The 20742-nt window shown below is 70.4% G+C and carries 24 protein-coding genes and 1 tRNA gene; 16 read left to right on the top strand and 9 right to left on the bottom strand.

What is annotated here, in order from left to right; genetic code table 11:
- The first annotated feature begins 87 nt into the window (after positions 1–87).
- The 7 genes from BG482_RS09125 to xerC are packed head-to-tail and all read left to right on the top strand — an operon-like array spanning position 88 to position 4451.
- On the top strand, positions 88–789 hold the full coding sequence (locus BG482_RS09125; RefSeq protein WP_069768395.1) for a DUF2637 domain-containing protein: 702 nt from the start codon (positions 88–90) through the stop codon (positions 787–789).
- Positions 790–804: 15 nt separating this feature from the next.
- Entirely contained in the window at positions 805–984 is a 180-nt protein-coding gene (locus tag BG482_RS09130; RefSeq protein ID WP_030795965.1) for a mobile element transfer protein, read from the top strand.
- Positions 985–999: 15 nt separating this feature from the next.
- Positions 1000–1155, top strand: coding sequence for a hypothetical protein (locus tag BG482_RS43860; protein ID WP_167467581.1), 156 nt, complete (start codon positions 1000–1002; stop codon positions 1153–1155).
- 19 nt (positions 1156–1174) lie between these two features.
- A complete protein-coding gene (locus tag BG482_RS09135) occupies positions 1175–1528 on the top strand; it encodes a SpdD protein (RefSeq protein WP_069768396.1) in 354 nt (117 codons plus the stop codon).
- Positions 1529–1588: 60 nt separating this feature from the next.
- Positions 1589–2935 (top strand): replication initiator, encoded by a 1347-nt coding sequence (locus BG482_RS09140; RefSeq protein ID WP_069768397.1) that lies wholly within the window; start codon positions 1589–1591, stop codon positions 2933–2935.
- Complete coding sequence (locus BG482_RS09145) at positions 2932–3138, top strand: helix-turn-helix domain-containing protein (protein WP_069768398.1); 207 nt, start codon at positions 2932–2934, stop codon at positions 3136–3138. Before BG482_RS09140 ends, BG482_RS09145 begins: the two co-directional genes overlap by 4 nt.
- The gene (xerC, locus tag BG482_RS09150) at positions 3126–4451 is read left to right on the top strand and encodes a tyrosine recombinase XerC (protein WP_218108780.1); all 1326 of its coding nucleotides are present in this window, start codon (positions 3126–3128) and stop codon (positions 4449–4451) included. The genes BG482_RS09145 and xerC overlap by 13 nt, the downstream gene beginning before the upstream one ends.
- 74 nt (positions 4452–4525) lie before the next feature.
- On the opposite strand, the gene BG482_RS09155 is transcribed toward xerC, so the two are convergent.
- The 3 genes from BG482_RS09155 to BG482_RS09165 all read right to left on the bottom strand — a co-directional run bounded on the left by BG482_RS09155 (position 4526) and on the right by BG482_RS09165 (position 6452).
- Positions 4526–4599, bottom strand: a tRNA-Pro gene (locus tag BG482_RS09155).
- A gap of 42 nt (positions 4600–4641) precedes the next feature.
- Complete coding sequence (locus tag BG482_RS09160; RefSeq protein WP_069768399.1) at positions 4642–5427, bottom strand: Pr6Pr family membrane protein; 786 nt, start codon at positions 5425–5427, stop codon at positions 4642–4644.
- A gap of 98 nt (positions 5428–5525) precedes the next feature.
- A complete protein-coding gene (locus BG482_RS09165; protein WP_069768400.1) occupies positions 5526–6452 on the bottom strand; it encodes a metallophosphoesterase in 927 nt (308 codons plus the stop codon).
- Between the two features lie 94 nt (positions 6453–6546).
- Between BG482_RS09165 and BG482_RS09170 the strand changes: the two genes are divergently transcribed.
- Complete coding sequence (locus BG482_RS09170; RefSeq protein ID WP_069768401.1) at positions 6547–7011, top strand: GatB/YqeY domain-containing protein; 465 nt, start codon at positions 6547–6549, stop codon at positions 7009–7011.
- Between the two features lie 183 nt (positions 7012–7194).
- Here the strand turns inward: BG482_RS09170 and BG482_RS09175 are convergent, their stop codons facing one another.
- The gene (locus tag BG482_RS09175) at positions 7195–9477 is read right to left on the bottom strand and encodes a transglycosylase domain-containing protein (RefSeq protein WP_069768402.1); all 2283 of its coding nucleotides are present in this window, start codon (positions 9475–9477) and stop codon (positions 7195–7197) included.
- A 406-nt stretch (positions 9478–9883) separates the two neighbouring features.
- Between BG482_RS09175 and wblA the strand changes: the two genes are divergently transcribed.
- The gene (gene wblA / locus BG482_RS09180) at positions 9884–10222 is read left to right on the top strand and encodes a transcriptional regulator WblA (RefSeq protein WP_069768403.1); all 339 of its coding nucleotides are present in this window, start codon (positions 9884–9886) and stop codon (positions 10220–10222) included.
- Between the two features lie 26 nt (positions 10223–10248).
- Here the strand turns inward: wblA and BG482_RS09185 are convergent, their stop codons facing one another.
- Entirely contained in the window at positions 10249–11751 is a 1503-nt protein-coding gene (locus BG482_RS09185; protein ID WP_069768404.1) for an ArsA family ATPase, read from the bottom strand.
- On the bottom strand, positions 11748–12725 hold the full coding sequence (locus BG482_RS09190) for an ArsA-related P-loop ATPase (RefSeq protein WP_069768405.1): 978 nt from the start codon (positions 12723–12725) through the stop codon (positions 11748–11750). The genes BG482_RS09185 and BG482_RS09190 overlap by 4 nt, the downstream gene beginning before the upstream one ends.
- A gap of 120 nt (positions 12726–12845) precedes the next feature.
- On the opposite strand from BG482_RS09190, the gene BG482_RS42455 reads away from it, so the two are divergent.
- The 4 genes from BG482_RS42455 (at position 12846) to BG482_RS09205 (ending at position 15455) form a co-directional block, all read left to right on the top strand.
- Positions 12846–13004: a DUF4177 domain-containing protein gene (locus BG482_RS42455; RefSeq protein ID WP_020129281.1), complete on the top strand. Its 159-nt coding sequence runs from the start codon at positions 12846–12848 to the stop codon at positions 13002–13004.
- Positions 13001–13465: a RidA family protein gene (locus tag BG482_RS09195; protein WP_069768406.1), complete on the top strand. Its 465-nt coding sequence runs from the start codon at positions 13001–13003 to the stop codon at positions 13463–13465. The genes BG482_RS42455 and BG482_RS09195 overlap by 4 nt, the downstream gene beginning before the upstream one ends.
- 162 nt (positions 13466–13627) lie before the next feature.
- Positions 13628–14506, top strand: coding sequence for an NUDIX domain-containing protein (locus BG482_RS09200; protein WP_069768407.1), 879 nt, complete (start codon positions 13628–13630; stop codon positions 14504–14506).
- Between the two features lie 118 nt (positions 14507–14624).
- Positions 14625–15455, top strand: coding sequence for an MBL fold metallo-hydrolase (locus BG482_RS09205; RefSeq protein ID WP_069768408.1), 831 nt, complete (start codon positions 14625–14627; stop codon positions 15453–15455).
- 9 nt (positions 15456–15464) lie between these two features.
- On the opposite strand, the gene BG482_RS09210 is transcribed toward BG482_RS09205, so the two are convergent.
- On the bottom strand, positions 15465–16292 hold the full coding sequence (locus BG482_RS09210) for a nucleotidyltransferase (RefSeq protein ID WP_069768409.1): 828 nt from the start codon (positions 16290–16292) through the stop codon (positions 15465–15467).
- A gap of 19 nt (positions 16293–16311) precedes the next feature.
- Entirely contained in the window at positions 16312–16986 is a 675-nt protein-coding gene (locus BG482_RS09215; protein WP_020129286.1) for a Crp/Fnr family transcriptional regulator, read from the bottom strand.
- Positions 16987–17314: 328 nt separating this feature from the next.
- On the opposite strand from BG482_RS09215, the gene nth reads away from it, so the two are divergent.
- The 3 genes from nth (at position 17315) to BG482_RS09230 (ending at position 20493) form a co-directional block, all read left to right on the top strand.
- On the top strand, positions 17315–18307 hold the full coding sequence (nth, locus tag BG482_RS09220; protein ID WP_069768495.1) for an endonuclease III: 993 nt from the start codon (positions 17315–17317) through the stop codon (positions 18305–18307).
- A 277-nt stretch (positions 18308–18584) separates the two neighbouring features.
- A complete protein-coding gene (locus BG482_RS09225) occupies positions 18585–19280 on the top strand; it encodes a CoA pyrophosphatase (protein ID WP_069768410.1) in 696 nt (231 codons plus the stop codon).
- Between the two features lie 13 nt (positions 19281–19293).
- Positions 19294–20493, top strand: coding sequence for a MarP family serine protease (locus tag BG482_RS09230; RefSeq protein ID WP_069768496.1), 1200 nt, complete (start codon positions 19294–19296; stop codon positions 20491–20493).
- 34 nt (positions 20494–20527) lie between these two features.
- Here the strand turns inward: BG482_RS09230 and BG482_RS45060 are convergent, their stop codons facing one another.
- Positions 20528–20713: a hypothetical protein gene (locus BG482_RS45060; RefSeq protein ID WP_079141703.1), complete on the bottom strand. Its 186-nt coding sequence runs from the start codon at positions 20711–20713 to the stop codon at positions 20528–20530.
- Positions 20714–20742: the final 29 nt, after the last annotated feature.

Raw genomic sequence — 20742 nt, forward strand, 5'->3', positions numbered from 1 at the left:
CCGCACCACCCTCCCCACGGTCGGCGTGACCGCCTCACGCCAACTCCCTACCCCTCCCATGCCTCGAACAGGAAGGAACCCGATCCGATGCGCGCCCAGTTGGCCCGTGTGGACGCCGTGATCGTCCAAGCCGTCATTGCGGGCGCCCTGTCCTTCTCGCACCTTCACGACCTCGCCGACGCGGCCGGACAGGGTGGCTGGAAGGCATGGGCCTATCCCGTCTCCGTCGACCTGCTGCTCGTCGCCGCCTGGCGCCGGATGCGCGAACAGCAGCACGCCGGCCAACCGGCCGGGGGACCGCGGCTGTGGTTCCTCATCGCCCTGGCCGCATCCCTCGGGGCCAACATCGCCACCGCCGGGCTCCTCGACCTGGACGACGTCCCGGCGTCGCTCCGCGTCGTGGTGGCCGGCTGGCCCGCCGTCGCGTTCTTCGGCGGAACCCTCCTCGCCCACACACCACGCATCGTCGACTCGCTGCCGGTCGCCGCGATCCCCGAGACGGACGGTGAACCGGACCCCGTCCCGACGGTGGTCGACGCCCCCGACCGTGACGCGCTTCCGGCACCGGCCGCCGAGCCGGACCCCCACACGGAGTCGCCCACAACGTCCGCGCCGGTCGCGGCTCCCGCAGCCCCGGCAGTCACCTTGCCGCCCGCCCTCATCGACCGCGCCCAAGCCCTGGCCGAGCAACACCGTGCCACGACCGGCCTCGTCGCCGACCCCGACGACGTCCGCGCCCGGCTCGGCCTGCCTCCGTCCATGACGGCCTCTGTCGCCGCTCACCTCTGAGAAGGGACGAACACCGTGAACCCGCGTTTCCGCAACGTCCGCCGCATCGGCCCGGTACAGGTCGCCTCGTACATCGCCCGCGGCCGTAACCGCCACCTGGCGGCCTGCACTGCACCCCGCTGCGACTTCTCCACCGAGTACGACAGCCGCGCCGCCGCCGAACTCGCCGCCCGCACCCACCGCTGCAAGGCCTGACAGGAGACCGCTGCCATGACCGTCCCGCTCTGGTTCGCCGTGCTCGTCGTCGCCGTCCTCGGCATCCAGCTCGCCCGCCCGCCGTGGTGGCTGGTCGCCCTGCTCCTCCTCGGCGGCTACCTCGTCGCCAACAGCGTCCTCGCCCCCGCCGTCGCCACGCTCCTCGACTGACCACCGAAGGGACCGCCCCGTGTTCACCCCCAAGTACCCCCGCCCGGACACCGCACCGATCCCCACCAGCACGCCCACGACGACCTACGCCTCGTCGGCCTGCCAGCCCGCCGCCTACGCGCCCGCCCCGGTACAGGCGGCTCCCGTCTCCAACCGGCCGACGGTCCAACTCGCCCCGGGCAGCGTGTTCACCCTCGCCGCCGGCGGGGGAGCCCTGGTCCTGGTTGTCGGCGCTGTCCTGGTCTCCATGCTCCTCGCCGTGGCCATCACCGCCGCTTCCGTGGCCATCTGCGCCGTCGTCATCCGCTCGATCCTCAGAGCGACTGCCGCTGACCTCATCTGCGCAGCATCCCGGCCTACCCACGCTGTCTAGCCCCCTATGCAGGCCAGGTGTCCGTCCCGAACTTCCGCCCCTCCAAGGAGGAACCCGCACATGCGCCCCGAGGCTCCCACCGGAGCCATTCGCCAGTTGGCAGCCCTCGCCCAGCACGGTGACCTCAGCGCCTACGCACACCAGGTTCAGCGGCTCGGCGGCTGCGAGCGGCCCGTCCGGATGGAGGGCCACCGCCTCGACGTCCACGCGGCAACCGGCGAAATCGTTCGCGAAGTCGTCGACCGCGACCTTCCCGCCGGACAACTCCTCATCCGCTGCAACAACCGCCGCGCGACCCGCTGTGCCGCCTGCGCCGAGGTCTACCGCAAGGACACGTACCACCTCGTCACGGCTGGCCTGAGCGGCGGCAAGGGGATCGACCCGGCTGTCGCCCAACACCCCCGCGTCTTCGCCACCTTCACCGCCCCGTCCTTTGGCCCCGTCCACAATCGGCCGGGCGGCGGTCGCTGCCGCTGCGGACGCCTCCACCCGGACGACGACCCCGCCCTCGGAACCCCGCTGAACCCGGAGCGCTACGACTACCGCGACGCCGTCCTCTGGAACGCGCACGCCGGTGCCCTCTGGGCCCGCTTCACCACCTACCTGCGCCAACAGATCGCCTCCCGCGCGGACATCACCCGTTCCGAACTGCGCCACTGCCTCAAGCTCTCCTACGCCAAGGTCGCCGAGTACCAGCGACGCGGAGCCGTGCACTTCCATGCCGTGATCCGCCTCGACGGCCCCGAGGGTGCCGAGGACTCCCCGCCCGTCTGGGCCACGACAGAACTCCTCACCGACGCGATCCGCTCGGCCGTCCAGCTCGCCGAGACCCCCGGACCGATCCTCGACGACCGCACCCACACCTTCCGCTTCGGCGAACAGCTCGACATCCGCCCCATCCGCTCCGCCGACTTCACCGGAGCCACCGACCTGACCAGCCGGGCCGTCGCTGCCTACATCGCCAAGTACGCCACCAAGGGAGCGGAAAGCGCGACCGGCACCATCGACCGCCCGATCCGCAACCCCATCACCGATCTCATCGGGGCCGACGTCACCAACCACGCCCGACAGATGATCCTCACCTGCTGGCACCTCGGAGGACTGCCAGAACTCGAAGAACTCCGGCTGCGCAAGTGGGCCCACATGCTCGGCTTCCGCGGCCACTTCTCCACCAAGTCCCGCGCCTACTCCGTCACCCTCGGTGCCCTCCGCCAGGAACGCGCCGACCACAACGAAGCACTCACCCGCGAACGCGCGGCCCTGGCCGGCCACCCTCTCCCGGACCCGGACACAGTGCTTGTCCTCTCGCACTGGCGCTTCGCCGGTACCGGCCTCACTGCCGCAGAAATTCTGTTCGCCGCCTCACGTAACCCTGCGCCCGAGGGAGAAGGAGAAGCGACTCCATGACCACGGCCACGCTTCACCGCAAGTGGCACACGACGGCTGAGGTCGCCGAGATGCTCGGCTTCAGCCTGTCCAAGACGAAGATGCTCGTCCTCACCGGCGAGATCCGTTCCGTCAAGATCGGCCGCAACCGCCGCATCCTCCCGGCCTGGGTGGACGACTACGTGAACCGCTACGCCGACGAATCCGAAAGGTGGTCCGCGTGAGCGGCAAGCGAGGCAATGGCGAAGGATCGATCTACATCTACCGGAACGGCTACGCGGCCTACGCCTGGGTCACCACCCCGGAGGGCAACCGCAAGCGGAAGTACGTCTATGGACCGACCCGCAAAGACGTCCATGAGAAGTGGCTCAAGCTCCACAACGAAGCCAAGAAGGGGTCGGTCGCGACCAACACACCGACCCTCGCGCAGTACCTCGCGTACTGGCTCAAGGAAGTCGTGGAGCCCAACCTCCGGCCGCTGACCGCCGCCACCTACGAGACGACCGTACGCCTCTACATCGTGCCGCTCCTCGGCTCAAAGAGGCTGGACCGGCTGACCGTTCAGGACATGCGGAGCTGGCTCAACAAGCTCGCCGACACCTGCCAGTGCTGCGCCCAGGGCAAGGACGCCAAGCGGCCCGAGGAGAGTTGGCGGTGCTGCGCCAAGGGGGAGTGCTGCCGACAGACCCTCTCGAAGCGCTCGGTCAACGACGCCCGGACGATCCTCCGCAGCGCGCTGACCAACGCCATGGTCGAGGAGCGCATCTCGAAGAACGTCGCCCAGCTCGTCAAGGTCCAGCGGGCCCGGCGTAAGCGGCCCGAGCCCTGGTCGGTCGAGGAGGCATGCAGCTTCCTGGAGAACGCTCAGCTCTGGCGCGACTACCTGTACTGCGCCTACTCGCTGATCCTCGTCCTGGGCCTGCGCAAGGGGGAGGTGCTCGGCCTCACCTGGTCGGACGTGAACCTTGACACGGGGGAGCTGCACATCCGTCATCAGCTTCAGCGGGTCCGCCGGCGTCTCCTGCACACTGACACGGCCAAGACGGAGGCTTCTGAGGCGGTGCTCCCGCTGCCGGACATCTGCCTGACCGCCCTCCGCCTCCGGCAGAAGGAACAGCAGGCGGCGAAGGAGCGGGCCGAGGATCTCTGGACCGAATCGGACATGGTCTTCACCACCCGCTACGGCACCCCGGTCGAGCCGAGGAACTTCACCCGCGAGTTCGACCGCCGCTGTGAGCGCGCCGGCGTCCGCCGTATCCGCGTGCACGACACCCGCCACACCTGCGCCTCGCTCCTGGCCGCGCTCGACGTCCACCCGCGGATCGCGATGCAGATCCTTCGCCACTCCGAGATCGCGGTGACGATGGAGGTCTACACCCACGTACCTTCCGCCGATACCCGCCGGGCGCTCCGCAAGCTCGGAAAGGCACTCGGCGGCAGCAAGCAGAAGAAGGAAGGGAAGGAAAAGAAGGGCAAGCGCAAGCAGCAGAAGAAGGCGGAAGAGCAGGCGGCCAAGGAGGGCCAACCAGAGTCATAGCGGTTGCTGTACTCCGCTGCTGTACGCACGACAGAGGCCCATTCACGATCACGTGAATGGGCCTCTGACCTGTGTCGGGGTGGCGGGATTTGAACCCACGACCTCTTCGTCCCGAACGAAGCGCGCTGCCAAGCTGCGCTACACCCCGATGTCGCTGCTTGTCCTGCTTGTCGCGGCGACGTCGTTTACTTTAGCCCACTGGTGGCTGGAGACGAAATCCGGTTTTGATGCGGTGAGTGATCGGGTTCGGGCGGACGTGGTCGAGGGCTACGAGGACGACTGCGAGGGCGTAGAAGGAGAGCCCGAGCAGGAGGGCGTTGGCCAGGGTGTGCCTGTAGCCGTGGGCCTCGACGTCGAGGAACGGGTAGAGATACCGGCCTGGGGTGCCCGCGGTGATGAGCTGGGCGCGGGCGAGGGTGAAGGCCAGGTAGGCGACCGGATAGAGCATCCAGGTCGCGGCCCGGCGTAGCCGCATGCGACCCGGCGCCGTCAGGAGCAGCCAGTCCAGGACAGCGGCCACCGGTGTCAGCGTGTGGAGGAGGTGACCGGCGACCGCGTGCCAGCCCGTGGGGGCGGTGTTGGTGCTGGTGACCGAGAAGGGGACGGAGGCGTCGGCCAGGAGCAGGTGGTACACCAGGCCGGTGATCGCGACGTACAGCAGCGCGGCCCCCGTCAGGGCCGCGGGGAGCGGTCGGCGGGCGGTCCATGCGCGGCGGGCGGACAGCAGGGTGACCAGGGCCAGCAGGATGTTGCTCTGGATCGCGAAGTGACTCAGGACCCGCAGCGGACTGCCGAGCAGGAAGGCGAGGGTCACGCCGGCCGCCGCGGTGCCTGCCAGCAGCAGGCGGAGGGCGGCGGCCAGTGGGCGGCGCACGGGGGTCACCACCGCTGAGGCGGGGACGGAGGAGAGGAGGAGCGCGTGGGTCCGCGGAATCCTAGGCAGATCCGGGATGTCCCTGGGTATCGGCGCGGTCATGCCCTCACGCTAGGCAAGGGGGACGAAACGGGCGATACGGGTGGGCTGTTCGAGGGACGCCCCGCCCTGGGGTCCTGGTGCGGCCTTCGCCTTCGCTCCTACTGCTTCTCCACCAGCGTGAGCAGCGTCACCTCCGGCGGGCAGGCGAACCTGATCGGGGTGTAGCGGCTCGCGCCGCAGCCTGCCGAGACGTGCAGGTAGGAGGTGCGTCCGTCCGCCGTGTGCGTCGACAGGCCCTTCACGCGGTCGGTGTCCAGGTCGCAGTTGGTGACCAGGGCTCCGTAGAAGGGGATGCACACCTGGCCGCCGTGGGTGTGTCCGGCCAGGATCAGGGGGTAGCCGTCGGCCGCGAACGGGTCCAGGGCCCGCAGGTACGGGGCGTGCACCACGCCCATGGAGAAGTCGGCCGACGCCGACGGGCCGCCGGCCACGCGGGCGTAGCGGTCGCGCTTGATGTGCGGGTCGTCCAGGCCCGTCAGCTCCACCGACGCGCCCTCGATCTTCAGCACGCCCCGGGTGTTCGTCAGGTTCAGCCAGCCCGCCGCGTCGAAACCGTCCCGCAGGTCCTCCCACGGGTTGTGGACGACGTTCGTCGCGGGCGGGTTGCCGTTCAGGCCGTGGCGGCCCTGCGTCTTCTCGAGGAGATAGCGGGCGGGATTGCGCAGCTTCGGGCCGTAGTAGTCGTTCGAGCCGAAGACGTACGCGCCCGGGAACTCCATCAGGGGGCCCAGCGCGTCCAGGGTCTCCGGGACGCCCTCGGGGTCGGACAGGTTGTCGCCCGTGTTGATCACGAAGTCGGGGCGCAGACCGGCCAGCGAGCGCAGCCAGCGCTGCTTCTTGCGCTGACCGCCGACCATGTGGATGTCGGAGACGTGCAGCACACGCAGTGGACGCATCCCGGCAGGCAGGACGGGGACGGTGACCCGTCGGAGGCGGAAGGAGCGGGCTTCGAAACCCGCCGCGTACGCCAGACCGGCGGCGCCGGCCGCAGCAATGGACAGAGGTACTCCGTATCGCGCGCGCATACGTCCATCGTGTCAGACGCCGCCAACCCCCTTTGCCTCGCCGCCCCTTAAATCGGCGGGCGTGCGGACGTCCGCACCTGCGACAATCAGACCCATGACCACGCTCAAGTCGAAGCTGCACGAAGACCTCAACGCCGCGATCAAGGAGCGCGACGAGCTCCGCTCCTCGACCCTCCGGCTGACGCTCGCCGCGATCACCAAGGAAGAGGTCGCGGGCAAGCAGAAGCGCGAGCTCTCCGACGACGAGGTCCTGAAGGTGATCACCAAGGAGGCGAAGAAGCGGCGTGAGGCCGCGGACGCCTTCGCGCAGGGTGGTCGCGCCGAGTCGGCCGAGCGGGAGAAGGCGGAGGGCGAGCTCCTCGCCACGTACCTGCCCAAGCAGCTCAGCGACGAGGAGCTGGACGGCATCGTCGCCCAGGCCGTCTCGGAGGCGAAGGCGGGCGGCGCCGAGGGGCCGCGGGCCATGGGCGCCGTCATGAAGATCGTGAACCCCAAGGTGGCCGGTCTGGCGGAGGGCGGCCGGGTCGCCGCCGCCGTCAAGAAGCACCTCGCGGGCTGACCTCCGCCACGACCCCGCCGCTCCCTGACCCCGGCCGCTCGCTGGCCCCGGCCTCGCCGGCCACGGCGTCGCGTCTCATGGCGTGGCGTAAGCCGAACGGAACGACGAACGACGAACGGTCCCTGACACCCCCTTCGGAAGGGTGGTGCCAGGGACCGTTCGACTTGCGTGTCGGAGCCGGTGTCAGCCGCGTCGGCCGCCGTTGGCGTTTCCGTTGCTCTGGCCCTGGAAGAACCCGCCCCCGTCGCCGGCGGTCGAGTTGCCGCCGTTGCTGTTGCCGCCGTTGGTGAGCAGGCCGGTGAGGAAGCCGCCGTCGTCGCCGTTGCCGCCGTCGTCCTGGTTGTTGCCGCCGTTGGCGTTCCCGTCGCCATTGCCCTTGTCGCCCTTCTTGTCGGGCGGGTTCGGGATGCTGACGAGGTTGAACTGGCCGGAATCCTTGCCCTCCAGGGCGCCGGTCATGGCGTCGCGCCAGATCGGGCCGGGGGTGTCGCCGCCGTAGACCTGGTCGTGGAAGTGGCCGCCGATCCAGATGTTGGTCATCTCGACCTTCTGGGTGGCGCTGCCGACCCAGACGGCGCCGGAGAGCTTCGGGGTGTAGCCGACGAACCAGGCGTTCTTGCGGGAGTCCGTCGTACCCGTCTTACCGGCGTTGTCCCGGCCGGACAGGCCGGCCTGCTTGCCGGTGCCGGAGTCGACCACGCCGCTCAGCAGGGTGTTGACGGTGTCCGCGGTCTTCTCGGACATGGCCCGGGAACAGGTGGACTTCGGGACCTCCAGCGACTTCTTCTGGTCGCCGACCTTCTGGGTGATCGACTCGATGGCGATCGGGGTGCAGTACATGCCGCGCGAGGCGAAGGCGGCATAGGCGGTGGCCATCGTCAGCGGGGAGATGCCCTTGGATCCGAGGGCGATGGCGGGTACCTCGGGCAGCTTGTCGCCGTTGCCCTGCACGACGTGCAGTGCGTCGGTCATCTTCACCACGGGGCACAGACCGATGTCGGAGATCATCTGCACGAAGTAGGTGTTGACCGAGAGCTCCATGGCCTTCCTCAGCTGGAAGGGGCCCTTCTCGGACTCGCTCTCGTTCTCCAGCTTCTCGTTGTTGGTGTTGACCCACGGCTTGCTGGCGCAGGTCTGCACCGGGCTCGGGTACTGCATCTGGTACGGCGACGAGTACTCCTGGTTCGGCGGCCGGCCCTCTTCCAGCGCGGCCGCGGCCACGAACGGCTTGAAGGTCGATCCGGTCGGGAACCCGAAGTTCGAGCCGCCCATGGAGGAGCCGACCGAGTAGTTGTACTCGGTCTCGTTCTTGCCGTAGCCGAAGGGCTTCGACTGGCCCATTCCGAGGATCTTGCCGGTGCCGGGCTCGACGAGCGTGGCGGCCCCCGCGACCTTGTCCGACTTGTAGACGTGGTCCTTGAGCGAGGACTGGACGGACTTCTGGGCCTGCGGTTCGAGCGTGGTGCGGATCGTCAGGCCGCCCTGGTTCCAGATCTTCGCCCGCTGCTCCTTGGTCTTGCCGAAGACCGGGTCGCTGAGGAAGACGCGCTCCACGTACTTGCAGAAGAAGCTCGCGCCCTGGACGGCGGTGATGCAGCCGTTCTTCGGCTTCTTGACCTTCAGGCCCAGCGGGGCCTTCTGCGCCACGGCCGCCTCGGCCTCGGAGATGTCGCCGACCTCGGCCATGCGTGCCAGCACGGTGTTACGGCGCTTGGTGGCCTCGGCCTCGTCGTTGACGGGGTCGTAGCGGCTGGGCGACTGGACGATGCCGGCCAGCAGGGCCGCCTGCGGCAGGGTGAGGGACTTGGCGTGCGTGGAGAAGTAGCGCTGCGAGGCCGCTTCGACGCCGTAGGCCTGCTCGCCGAAGAACGTGATGTTCAGGTAGTTCTCGAGGATCTTCTTCTTGCTGAGCTCTTCCTCGAGCTGGATCGCGTACTTCAGTTCCTTGATCTTGCGGCCGATGGTCTGCTGCGTGGCCTGGGCGACCTTCGTCGGGTCGTCACCGGCCTCCTCGATCGCGACGTTCTTCACGAGCTGCTGGGTGAGCGTGGAGGCGCCCTGGGCGACCCCGCTGCTCTGCACGTTCTTGTTGAGCGCGCGCAGGACGCCCTTCAGGTCGACCGCGCCGTGCTTGTAGAAGCGCGAGTCCTCGATCGCGACGATCGCCTTCTGCATGTAGGGCGAGATGTTCTTCAGGTCGACCACCGTGCGGTCACGGGAGTAGACCGTGGCGATCTGGCCGCCCTCGGAGTCGAGGATCGCGGTGCGCTGGCTCAGCGGCGGCGTCTTGAGGTTGACCGGGAGTTCGTCGAACGACTCCACCGATCCCTTGGCGGCGAGGCCCAGCACGCCGAACGCGGGCAGGGCGATACCGGCCAGCACCGCTCCCGCGAGCACACTGACACCGAGGAACTTGGCGGCCTGCTGCGTTGGCGACAGACCACCGCCCGAGCGCTTCTTTGGCATGAGGGCAGCCTACGTTCTGATTCGCCGGACACGCGTCAATGCCTTGGCCTAAGCTGCTCTCAACTGTCACAGCAGCAGGGCTACGTATCAATACGTCCGGTGACCCCGAATCGTTCCGGATGTTCCCCGGGTTTTTGTTGGGGGCGTGTCCAAATCCGCCTTGTGTGTCACTCGGCGTCCGTTGTGACTCAGGTGAACTGTCCCGTTTGTCGGGAAAGTCATATATGTCGCGGGCTCACTCCCCCGGGTGATCTGCCGCTTACCCATAGTCCGTTCGGGCCATTCAAGATTGGGCCCGAAGGGGGTGTTGCGCTGTGCCCACCTTCCGTAACGTCCTCAACTGGCGGCGGTGAATATGCCGCTGCCGCCGTGGGGGAGCCTCGATTCGGGAGAGGACGGCGCCGGTATGGGCTGGGTAACCGACTGGAGTGCGCAGGCTGCCTGCCGCACTACCGATCCGGATGAACTGTTCGTTCAGGGAGCAGCGCAGAACAGGGCCAAGGCGGTGTGCACCGGATGCCCGGTACGCACCGAATGTCTGGCGGACGCGCTCGACAACCGCGTCGAGTTCGGCGTGTGGGGAGGCATGACGGAGCGCGAGCGCCGCGCACTGCTGCGCAGGCGTCCGACGGTGACGTCCTGGCGCCGGCTCCTGGAGACGGCGCGTTCGGAGTACGAGCGTGGGGCGGGCATCCTGCCGCTCGACGACGACCAGATGTACGAGAACTACGCGGCGGTGGGCTGAGCACAGACCTCGGCTCAGACCTCGGCTCAGGCTTCGGCAGCCTCGGGCAGCTCCGGCCGCTCGGTCGCGAGCCGGTTCCCGATGTCCCGCAGCCCCGTCAGGTCGTGCACGTCTCCGGGCAGTGCGGCCACCTCGGTCACCGCCACCTCCGGGTGGAGTGCGGTGAAGCGGTCACGCGTGCGCTGCTCTCGGGAGAGCAGGTGCATGCGTTCCGCATGCAGCCTCAACAGGCTTGCGGTTAGGCCGTCCACGGCCCGCTCCGCCTCGGACGCCGCCGTCCCGTCGGCGTCCGTCGCCGCCGGGTCCGCGTGGGTGCCCGTGGCGTCGGGCGAGTCGCCGCCGTCCGCAGTCGTGTCGGTGTCCGTGCCGGGGTGTGTGGCCCTGCCGGGGTTCGCCGTCCGGGCCGCGTGGGTGGCCTGGTCTGCGTCGATGGTCCGGTCTGCGTCGGTGGGGGCGCCGCGCTCCGGATCGGGTGCGGATGATTCTGAACTGCCTTGCGTTTCGGGAGAGTTACGAAGTCCAGCCTTCCCGCCGTCCTGATCCACAATGCCGGGCTCTTCAAGATTTTCCGCTGCGGCGAGCGCCCGCTCGGCGGACAGCTGGGCGGCGCCGCTGCCGTGGACGCGGTTGAGCACCAGACCGGCCAGCGGCATGTCCTCGGCGGCCAGCCGCTGCACGAAGTACGCGGCCTCCCGCAGCGCGTCCCGCTCGGGAGCCGCCACCACCAGGAACGCCGTTCCGGGTGCCTGGAGCAGCTTGTACGTGGCGTCCGCGCGCGTACGGAAGCCGCCGAACATGGAGTCCATCGCCGCCACGAACGTCTGCACGTCCTTCAGCAGCTGCCCGCCGAGCAGCTTGCCCAGCGCGCCGGTCATCATCGACATCCCGACGTTCAGGAACTTCATCCCCGCGCGGCCGCCCACCTTCGCCGGGGCGAGCAGGACGCGGATCAGCTTGCCGTCCAGGAACGACCCGAGCCGCTTGGGCGCGTCCAGGAAGTCCAGCGCCGAGCGGGACGGCGGGGTGTCGACGACGATCAGATCCCACTCGTCCCGCGCGCGGAGCTGGCCCAGCTTCTCCATCGCCATGTACTCCTGCGTGCCCGCGAATCCCGCCGAGAGGGACTGGTAGAACGGGTTGCTCAGGATCGCGGCGGCCCGGCCCGGGTCCGCGTGCGCCTCGACGATCTCGTCGAAGGTGCGCTTCATGTCGAGCATCATCGCGTGCAGTTCGCCGTCCCCCTCGACGCCCTTCACCCGGCGCGGGGTGTTGTCCAGCGAGTCGATGCCCATGGACTGTGCGAGCCGGCGTGCCGGGTCGATGGTGAGGACGACGACCTTGCGGCCGCGTTCGGCCGCCCTGAGCCCCAGCGCCGCCGCCGTCGTCGTCTTGCCGACGCCGCCCGAGCCGCAGCAGACCACGATGCGGGTCGTCGGGTCGTCGAGCAGCGGGTCGAGCTCCAGCACGGGCGCGGGAGAGAGACGGCGCCGGGTGCTGCTTCCCTGGTCGTGGGTCTGGTCCGCACTCATGCGATCCCCTGATTCCGCAGTTCGGTGGCGAGCTGGTACAGGCCCGCGAGGTCCATTCCCTCGGCGAACAAGGGCAGTTCGTGCAACGGCAGGCCCAGCTCGTCCAGGACCGCGCGCTGCTCGTGCTCCAGCGCGTACCGCTCCGCGTACTCCTCGGCCTGTTTCAGGAGCGGATCCACCAGCCGCTCGGCGCGCCCGCCGCGGCGCGCCCCGCCCAGCCCCGCCGTGGACAACGACCGGGCGACAGAAGAACGCGTCACGGTCCGTACGAGTTCCAGCCCGTCCTCGTCCAACACCTCGGGGCGCACCATGTTGACGATGACCCGGCCCACCGGCAGTTTCGCGGCCCGCAGCTCGGCGATGCCGTCGGCGGTCTCCTGGACGGGCATCTCCTCCAGCAGCGTCACCAGGTGCACGGCCGTCTCCGGCGACTTCAGCACCCGCATCACGGCCTGTGCCTGATTGTGTATCGGGCCGATCCTGGCCAGCCCCGCCACCTCGTCGTTGACGTTCAGGAAGCGGGTGATGCGACCCGTGGGCGGAGCGTCCATGACGACGTAGTCGTACACGAACCGCCCGTTCTTGTCCTTGCGCCGTACCGCCTCGCACGCCTTGCCGGTGAGGAGCACGTCCCTCAGACCGGGCGCGATCGTGGTGGCGAAGTCGATGGCGCCGAGCTTCTTCAGGGCCCGTCCGGCGCCCCCCAGTTTGTAGAACATCTGGAGGTAGTCCAGAAGGGCCAGTTCGGGGTCGATGGCGAGGGCGTACACCTCCCCGCCACCCGACGCTACGGCGATCTTGCGTTCCTCATAGGGCAACGCCTCTGTCTCGAAGAGCTGTGCGATGCCCTGCCGGCCCTCCACCTCGACGAGAAGCGTGCGCTTCCCCGCCGTGGCGAGGGCAAGCGCGAGGGCCGCGGCGACCGTCGTCTTGCCGGTCCCGCCCTTGCCGCTGACGACCTGGAGCCTGCTCACGTCTTCGAGCGTAACCAGTCGGCGCCCGAGGCAACCGGGAGGCTGTGGACAACGGGGGCGGCAATCGGCCACATGGCCTGGGGAACAGCCCCTCCGGTGACAGCGGATACAGTCGCCCCCATGACCAAGTGGGAATACGCAACCGTGCCGCTGCTCGTCCACGCGACGAAGCAGATTCTGGACACCTGGGGCGAGGACGGCTGGGAGCTCGTCCAGGTCGTGCCCGGTCCGAACAACCCGGAGCAGCTCGTCGCGTACCTGAAGCGGGCGAAGGCGTGAGCGCGGTCGAGGCGAGGCTCGCCGAGCTGGGACTGACCCTGCCGGCGGTCGTGCCGCCCCTGGCGGCCTACCAGCCCGCGGTGCAGTCCGGCCCGTACGTGTACACGGCCGGCCAGCTGCCCATGGTGGAGGGCAAACTGCCGGTCACGGGCAAGGTCGGCGCCGAGGTCACCCCCGAGGAGGCCAAGGAGCTGGCCCGCACCTGCGCGCTGAACGCCCTGGCCGCCGTCAAGTCGGTGGCGGGCGACCTGGACCGCGTCGCGCGCGTGGTGAAGGTCGTCGGCTTCGTGGCGTCGGCCGCGGACTTCACCGGCCAGCCCGCCGTCCTCAACGGCGCGAGCGAACTGCTGGGCGAGGTCTTCGGCGACAAGGGCGTGCACGCGCGCAGCGCGGTGGGCGTCGCCGTGCTGCCGCTGGACGCGCCGGTCGAGGTCGAGATCCAGGTGGAACTCGTCCCGTAGCGGTACGGGCGGCCTTTCGGGACGTGGAGAGCCGCGGACGTGTTCCGCGGCCCTTCAGGGGCCCTCCGAAGGGCTTCCCAGGACGTCGAGGGAGTCCCCTGGACGTGCCCTGACCTCGGGTACCTCTCGAACATTCGCGCGCCACGGGATAGCCTCGCGCCCATGGCGAATGGGCAGTGGTTCCCCCAGGACTGGCCGGAACGCATCCGGGCGCTCGCGGACGGCACGCTCACCCCGGTCGCCCCCAAGCGCGCGGCCACCGTCATGCTCCTGAAGGACACCGACGGCGGCCCCGTCGTCCACATGCTGCGCAGACGCGCCTCCATGGCCTTCGCCGCAGGCGCGTACGCCTATCCCGGCGGCGGTGTCGACCCGCGTGACGACGACGGGCACGTCCGCTGGGCGGGCCCCACGCGCGCGTGGTGGGCCGAACGTCTGGGCGTCGACGAGACGGCGGCCCAGGCGATCGTCTGCGCGGCCGTGCGCGAGACGTACGAGGAGGCCGGCGTCCTGCTCGCGGGACCGACCCCGAACTCGGTGGTCAGCGACACCACGGGCGCCGACTGGGAGGCCGACCGGGCAGCGGTGGCCGCCCGCGACCTGTCCTTCGCCGAGTTCCTCGATCGGCGCGGTCTGGTGCTGCGCTCCGATCTCCTCGGCGCCTGGACGCGCTGGATCACTCCCGAGTTCGAGTCGCGGCGCTACGACACCTGGTTCTTCGTGGCCGCGCTCCCCGAGGGCCAGCGCACCCGCAATGCGTCCACGGAGGCCGACCGCACGGTGTGGATCCGCCCGACGGACGCGGCGGCCGCGTACGACAGGGGCGAGCTGTTGATGATGCCGCCCACCATCGCGACGCTGCGCCGGCTCGTCCCGTACGCCACGGCGGCGCAGGCGCTCGCCGCGGCCCCCGACCGCGACCTGAGCCCGGTCCTCGCCGAGGCCCGCCTGGAGGACGGCGTGGTCGTGCTGTCCTGGCCGGGGCACGACGAGTTCACCAAGCACATCCCGGCCGCCGCACCCGGGGCAGGCCCCGTATGACGGCCCCGAGCGCCCGCGCCGTCCCCGTCCCGGGCCACCGGCTCGTCCCGGATCCGCGGCGGGATGCTCCGCTCGGCCCGACGACACTCGGACGACGCCCGATGGAAGGCCTTCCCGCATGACCGACGCAGCCGCCCTCCCCGGCCAGCCGCGAGGCGGAGTCCTCTCGGGCCCCGCGACCGCGCGCGCGGTCAACGTCCTCGCGCCGAACGCGTCCGCGATGACCCTGGACGGCACGAACACCTGGATCGTCGCCGAGCCCGACTCCGAGCTGGCCGTCGTGATCGACCCGGGGCCGCTGGACGAGCGCCATCTGCGCGCGGTCGTCGACACCGCCGAGCGGGCCGGCAAGCGCGTCGCCCTGACCCTGTTGACGCACGGCCACCCCGACCACGCCGAGGGCGCCGTCCGCTTCGCCGGACTGACCGGCACGAAGGTGCGGGCCCTGGACCCGGCGGTGCGGCTGGGCGAGGAGGGCCTGGCCGCCGGGGACGTGGTCAGCGTGGGCGGCCTGGAGCTGCGGGTCGTGCCGACGCCGGGGCACACCGCCGACTCCCTGTGCTTCCACCTCCCGGCCGACCAGGCCGTTCTGACGGGGGACACGATCCTCGGCCGCGGCACGACCGTCGTCGCGCATCCCGACGGCCGCCTGGGCGACTATCTGGACTCCCTGCGGCGGCTGAGGTCCCTGACGGTCGACGACGGCGTCCACACCGTCCTGCCGGGCCATGGACCGGTCCTGGAGGACGCCCAGGGCGCGGTCGAGTTCTATCTCGCCCACCGCGCCCACCGGCTCGCCCAGGTCGAGACGGCCGTCGAGAACGGCCGCACCGATCCCGCCGACGTCGTCGCCCATGTGTACGCCGACGTCGACCGCTCCCTGTGGCCGGCGGCGGAGCTGTCGGTGCGCGCCCAGCTGGAGTACCTGACGGAGCACGGGCTCATCTAGAGCCCCGTCCTAGCCCTCCTCGGGCCTGCGGGCCTTCACGCCGTGCACGCGCGCGTACTCGTCGGCGAGCCAGGGACCGAGGTCGTCCACGTACGAGGAGAGAACGGCGCGGTCGCCCCGCGGGCCGTATCCGAGGGCGGCAGCCGTGCGAACCTGCTCCGCGCGCGTGGGGTAGTACGCGCCGAACGCGTCCGCCATCTCGTGCAGGTCGCTCGTCCAGCCGTTCCAGCGGGGCATGACGAGGGTGAACGCCGTGCGGACGAGGTGCCGGGACATGAAGCGCACCAGAGGCCGCAGAGCCGCCTCGGAGTCGTCCGCCGAGGCGATGCGCTCGCGCCAGCGCGGCAGCAACAGGGCGAGGTCGCCGTTGGTCTCGCGCGCGAGCAGTGCGTCGGGGCGGTAGCGGGGCAGGCGTTCGGCGAGGTCCTCGCCGAGGAGCGGGGTGCACAGGCAGGCGATGAAGAACCCCAGGTCGTGCCGCTCCAGATCGCTCAGCAGGCGGGCACGGCTGAAGAGCAGCGTTCCGCCGCCGTCGATCTGCGGGAACTCCTCGTCGAGGCCCTCGATCAGGGCTCGTCCCGCGGCCCGGTCAGCCTCGGAGGGCTCCTCGCTCAGCGCGAGCAGCAGGTCGACGTCACTGCGTCCCACGCGCGCGGTGCCGCGGGGAATCGAGCCGTTGACGTACGCGCTGTGCAGCCGGTCCCCGAAGAGGCCCGGGATCCGCTCCCGGGCCGCTGCGACGACCGGCTGGAAATCGTGCGTCACGCGCGCGAGGGAGCCCTCGCGGGCGATGTATCCCTGGGCGTCGAGGCCTCGGGAGGAAACCGCTTCGGTCATGGGCGGGGTCGGGCGGGCGCTAGCGCGACCGCTTGGCCAGTCGCTCCACGTCGAGCAGGATGACCGCGCGCGCCTCCAGGCGCAGCCAGCCGCGCTGGGCGAAGTCGGCGAGCGCCTTGTTCACGGTCTCGCGCGACGCGCCGACGAGCTGCGCGAGCTCCTCCTGCGTGAGGTCGTGGACGACGTGGATGCCCTCCTCGGACTGCACGCCGAAGCGCCGGGAGAGGTCCAGCAGGGCGCGGGCCACGCGACCGGGGACGTCCGAGAAGACCAGGTCCGACATGGCGTCGTTGGTCTTGCGCAGACGCCGGGCGACGGCGCGCAGCAGCGCGGTGGCCACCTCGGGGCGGGCGTTCAGCCAGGGCTGGAGGTCGCCGTGGCCGAGACCGAGGAGCTTGACCTCGGTGAGGGCGGTGGCGGTCGCCGTGCGCGGGCCCGGGTCGAAGAGCGACAGCTCTCCGATCAGCTCGCTGGGGCCCACCACGGCCAGCATGTTCTCCCGGCCGTCCGGGGACGTGCGGTGGAGCTTGACCTTGCCCTCGGTGACGACGTAGAGCCGATCGCCGGGGTCGCCTTCGTGGAACAGGGAGTCGCCACGGGCCAGGGTCACCTCGCTCATGGAGGCGCGCAGTTCGGCGGCCTGCTCGTCGTCGAGGGCCGCGAAGAGCGGGTTGCGCCGCAGGACGTCGTCCACGAGTTCTCTCCTTGTCGACCTGCTCAGGGAATCTTGCTCCCCGCGTACCAGGGGTCCGTGTTCCCCGTTTTGCCGGGCGGTCCAAACAGTGTGATCTGTCACAAGGATGCCGCACACGTGTCCTGGGGTAAGCGGCAGGGGTCCAATTGGGGGCCGATCTTCAGGGTCCGGGGCGGATGTCCGTGTCGGGCTTTAGGCTGGCCGAGTGTCCAAAACGCCGGTGAGAGCACAGGCCGAGGGGGCTGGGCGGGTGGTTGCACGTCGCGTTTCCGCTGTGGGCGAACAGGGCTCCGGTGGTGGTAGGAAAACGGCAAAGGTGACGAACGAGATGCCTGCGAAGAAAGCGGCCGACGACGCTGGGACGACCGCCGGGAAAGCCGCGGTCGGCAAGGTCGCCGACAAGCCCGCGGTCACCGAGGTCGCCGCGAAGAAGCCTGCATCGAAGCCGGCTGCGAAGAAGGCCGCCGCGAAGAAGGCCGCCGGAAAAGGCGGTGCGGAGAACGGCGTCGTCGAGAAGCCGGCAGCGGCGAAAGTCGCCGTCGGCAAGCCGGAGTCGCGCACCGCTCTCGTGCGCCGCGCCCGCCGCATCAACCGCGAACTCGCCGAGATCTACCCCTACGCCCACCCCGAACTCGACTTCGAGAACCCCTTCCAGCTGGTGATCGCGACCGTCCTGTCCGCCCAGACCACCGACCTCCGGGTGAATCAGACGACCCCCGCCCTGTTCGCCGCGTATCCCACCCCCGAGGACCTGGCGGCCGCGGACCCGGAGAGGGTCGAGGAGATCCTCCGGCCCACCGGTTTCTTCCGGGCCAAGACCAAGTCGGTGATAGGCCTCTCCAAGGCCCTGGTGGAGGAGTTCGGCGGTGAGGTCCCCGGTCGGCTGGAAGACCTGGTGAAGCTGCCCGGCGTCGGTCGCAAGACCGCGTTCGTCGTGCTGGGCAACGCGTTCGGCCGGCCCGGGATCACCGTGGACACCCACTTCCAGCGACTCGTGCGGCGCTGGCGCTGGACCGAGCAGACCGAGCCCGACAAGATCGAGGCCGCCGTCGGCGCGTTGTTCCCGAAGAGCGAGTGGACGATGCTGTCGCACCACGTGATCTTCCACGGCCGCCGCATCTGCCACGCCCGCAAGCCGGCGTGCGGCGCCTGCCCCGTCGCCCCGCTCTGCCCGGCGTACGGCGAGGGCGAGACGGACCCCGAGAAGGCGAAGAAGCTCCTGAAGTACGAGAAGGGCGGCTTCCCCGGTCAGCGTCTGAACCCGCCCCAGTCGTACCTGGACGCGGGCGGCCGCCCGGCCCCGCCGCTGGGGGCCGGATGACGGCAGGACGGCCGACGGCAGGGCCGACAGCGCCCCGAGCCGCCGCCGGACGGACGGCACGGGTGACGACGGAGCCGACGACGGGCCGGACCGCGGGCCACCCGGCGGGCCGGGCGGCGGGACCGACGCCGTCGGGTCTCGTGCGGCCTGGGACCGGGACGATCGCGGCGGCGCGGGCTGCGGGAGCGGCGGTGGCTGCGGGGGCGAAAGCGCGGCCCGCGGAACGATCTGTCGGTATTCGGGCGTTGTACTCGGCAGAACGGGGGGTGGTGTGAGGATGACGCGCACGAGCGGTACCCAGGGCGGTCCGGTGACTCTCAGCAAGGAGGGCCTGCCCGCCTGGCTGGACCCGGTGGTCCACGCGGCGGAGACGGTCCAGCCGCGCCAGCTCAGCCGCTTCCTGCCGCCGGAGAACGGCGCGGGGCGCCAGTCGGCGGTCCTGATCCTGTTCGGCGAGGGCGAGCGCGGCCCCGAGCTGCTGCTCATGGAGCGGGCGAGCTCCCTGCGCTCCCACGCCGGCCAACCCTCCTTCCCGGGCGGCGCCCTGGATCCGGAGGACGGCGACCCGCACGGTGACGGGCCGCTCAGGGCGGCTCTGCGCGAGGCCGAGGAGGAGACCGGCCTCGACCCGTCCGGCGTCCAGCTCTTCGGCGCGCTGCCCAAGCTGTACATCCCGGTCAGTCAGTTCGTCGTCACGCCGGTCCTGGGCTGGTGGCGTGAGCCGAGCCCGGTGGGCGTCGTCGACCCGGGCGAGACGGCCCGTGTGTTCACGGTTCCCGTGGCGGATCTCACGAATCCGGCCAACCGGGCCACGACCGTGCATCCCAGCGGTCACCGCGGCCCGGCATTTCTGGTCGAATCCGCTCTCGTGTGGGGATTCACGGCCGGTGTCATCGACCGCCTGCTGCATTTCGCGGGCTGGGAGGCGCCCTGGGACCGGGAGAAGCAGGTCCCGCTCGACTGGCGGTCATGACAGGGTGATCCCCGTGAATGTGCTGGACATCCTGTTGCTGGTCGCGGCCGTCTGGTTCGCGGTCGTGGGCTACCGCCAGGGCTTCGTCGTCGGCATCCTGTCGGTGATCGGCTTCCTGGGCGGCGGCCTCGTCGCCGTGTACCTGCTCCCCGTGATCTGGGACGCCCTGACCGAGAACTCCGAGGTGAGCACCACCGCCGCGGTCGTCGCGGTCATCGTGGTGATCGTCTGCGCCTCGATCGGCCAGGCCCTCACCACCCACCTCGGCAACAAGCTGCGCCGGTACATCACCTGGTCCCCGGCCCGCGCGCTGGACGCCACGGGCGGCGCGCTGGTCAACGTGGTCGCGATGCTGCTGGTCGCGTGGCTGATCGGATCCGCCCTCGCCGGTACCACCCTGCCGACACTGGGCAAGGAGGTCCGCAGCTCCAACGTGCTGCAGGGGGTGTCCCGGGCGCTGCCCGACCAGGCCGACACCTGGTTCGCCGACTTCTCCTCCGTCCTGGCGCAGAACGGCTTCCCGCAGGTCTTCAGCCCGTTCTCCAACGAGCCGATCACCGACGTCCAGCCGCCCGACCCGGCCCTGGTCAAGAGCGCGGTGGCCACGCGCGCGCGGCACTCCATCGTCAAGGTGATGGGCACCGCGGAGAGCTGCGGCAAGGTCCTGGAGGGCACCGGCTTCGTCTTCGGCGAGCGTCGCGTCATGACCAACGCGCATGTCGTGGGCGGGGTCGACGAGCCGACCGTCCAGATAGGCGGCGAGGGCCGCAAGTACGACGCCACGGTCGTCCTGTACGACTGGAAGCGCGACATCGCCATCCTCGACGTGCCGGAACTCGACGCGCCCGCGCTGCAGTTCTCCACCGACGACGCGGCGAGCGGCGACAACGCGATCGTGGCCGGGTTCCCGGAGAACGGGTCGTACGACGTGCGGGCCGCGCGGGTACGCGGTCGCATCACCGCCAACGGCCCGGACATCTACCACCGCGGCACCGTGCGCCGTGACGTGTACTCGCTGTATGCGACCGTCCGTCAGGGCAACTCCGGAGGCCCGCTGCTCACCGCCGAGGGCAAGGTGTACGGCGTGGTCTTCGCGAAGTCGCTCGACGACGCCGAGACCGGCTACGCCCTCACCGCCGACGAGATCCGCCAGGACATCACGGCCGGTCGGACGGCCGGTCAGCAGGTGGACAGCGACAGCTGCGCCCTGTGAGGGGTTTCGCGCGGGCCCTGGGCCGTTCGGCGGATCAGCCCCGCGGGTGACGCAGACGGACCGAGACCCAGCGGGCCCGACGACGCAGGATGCGCGGGATGCCCACGCGCAGATCGGTACCCGGCAGCTGCGGGTCGGCGGCACCTCGCGGATGGGGGCTCAGGCCACTGGCCGAGCGGCGGGTGCGTGCTGCGTCACTGTAGTCGTGCGTCCAGCCCATACCCGGACGTCTGCCCCTGCCCCAAGGTC

Source organism: Streptomyces sp. LUP30 (assembly GCF_001746365.1).
Taxonomy (GTDB): Bacteria; Actinomycetota; Actinomycetes; order Streptomycetales; family Streptomycetaceae; genus Streptomyces.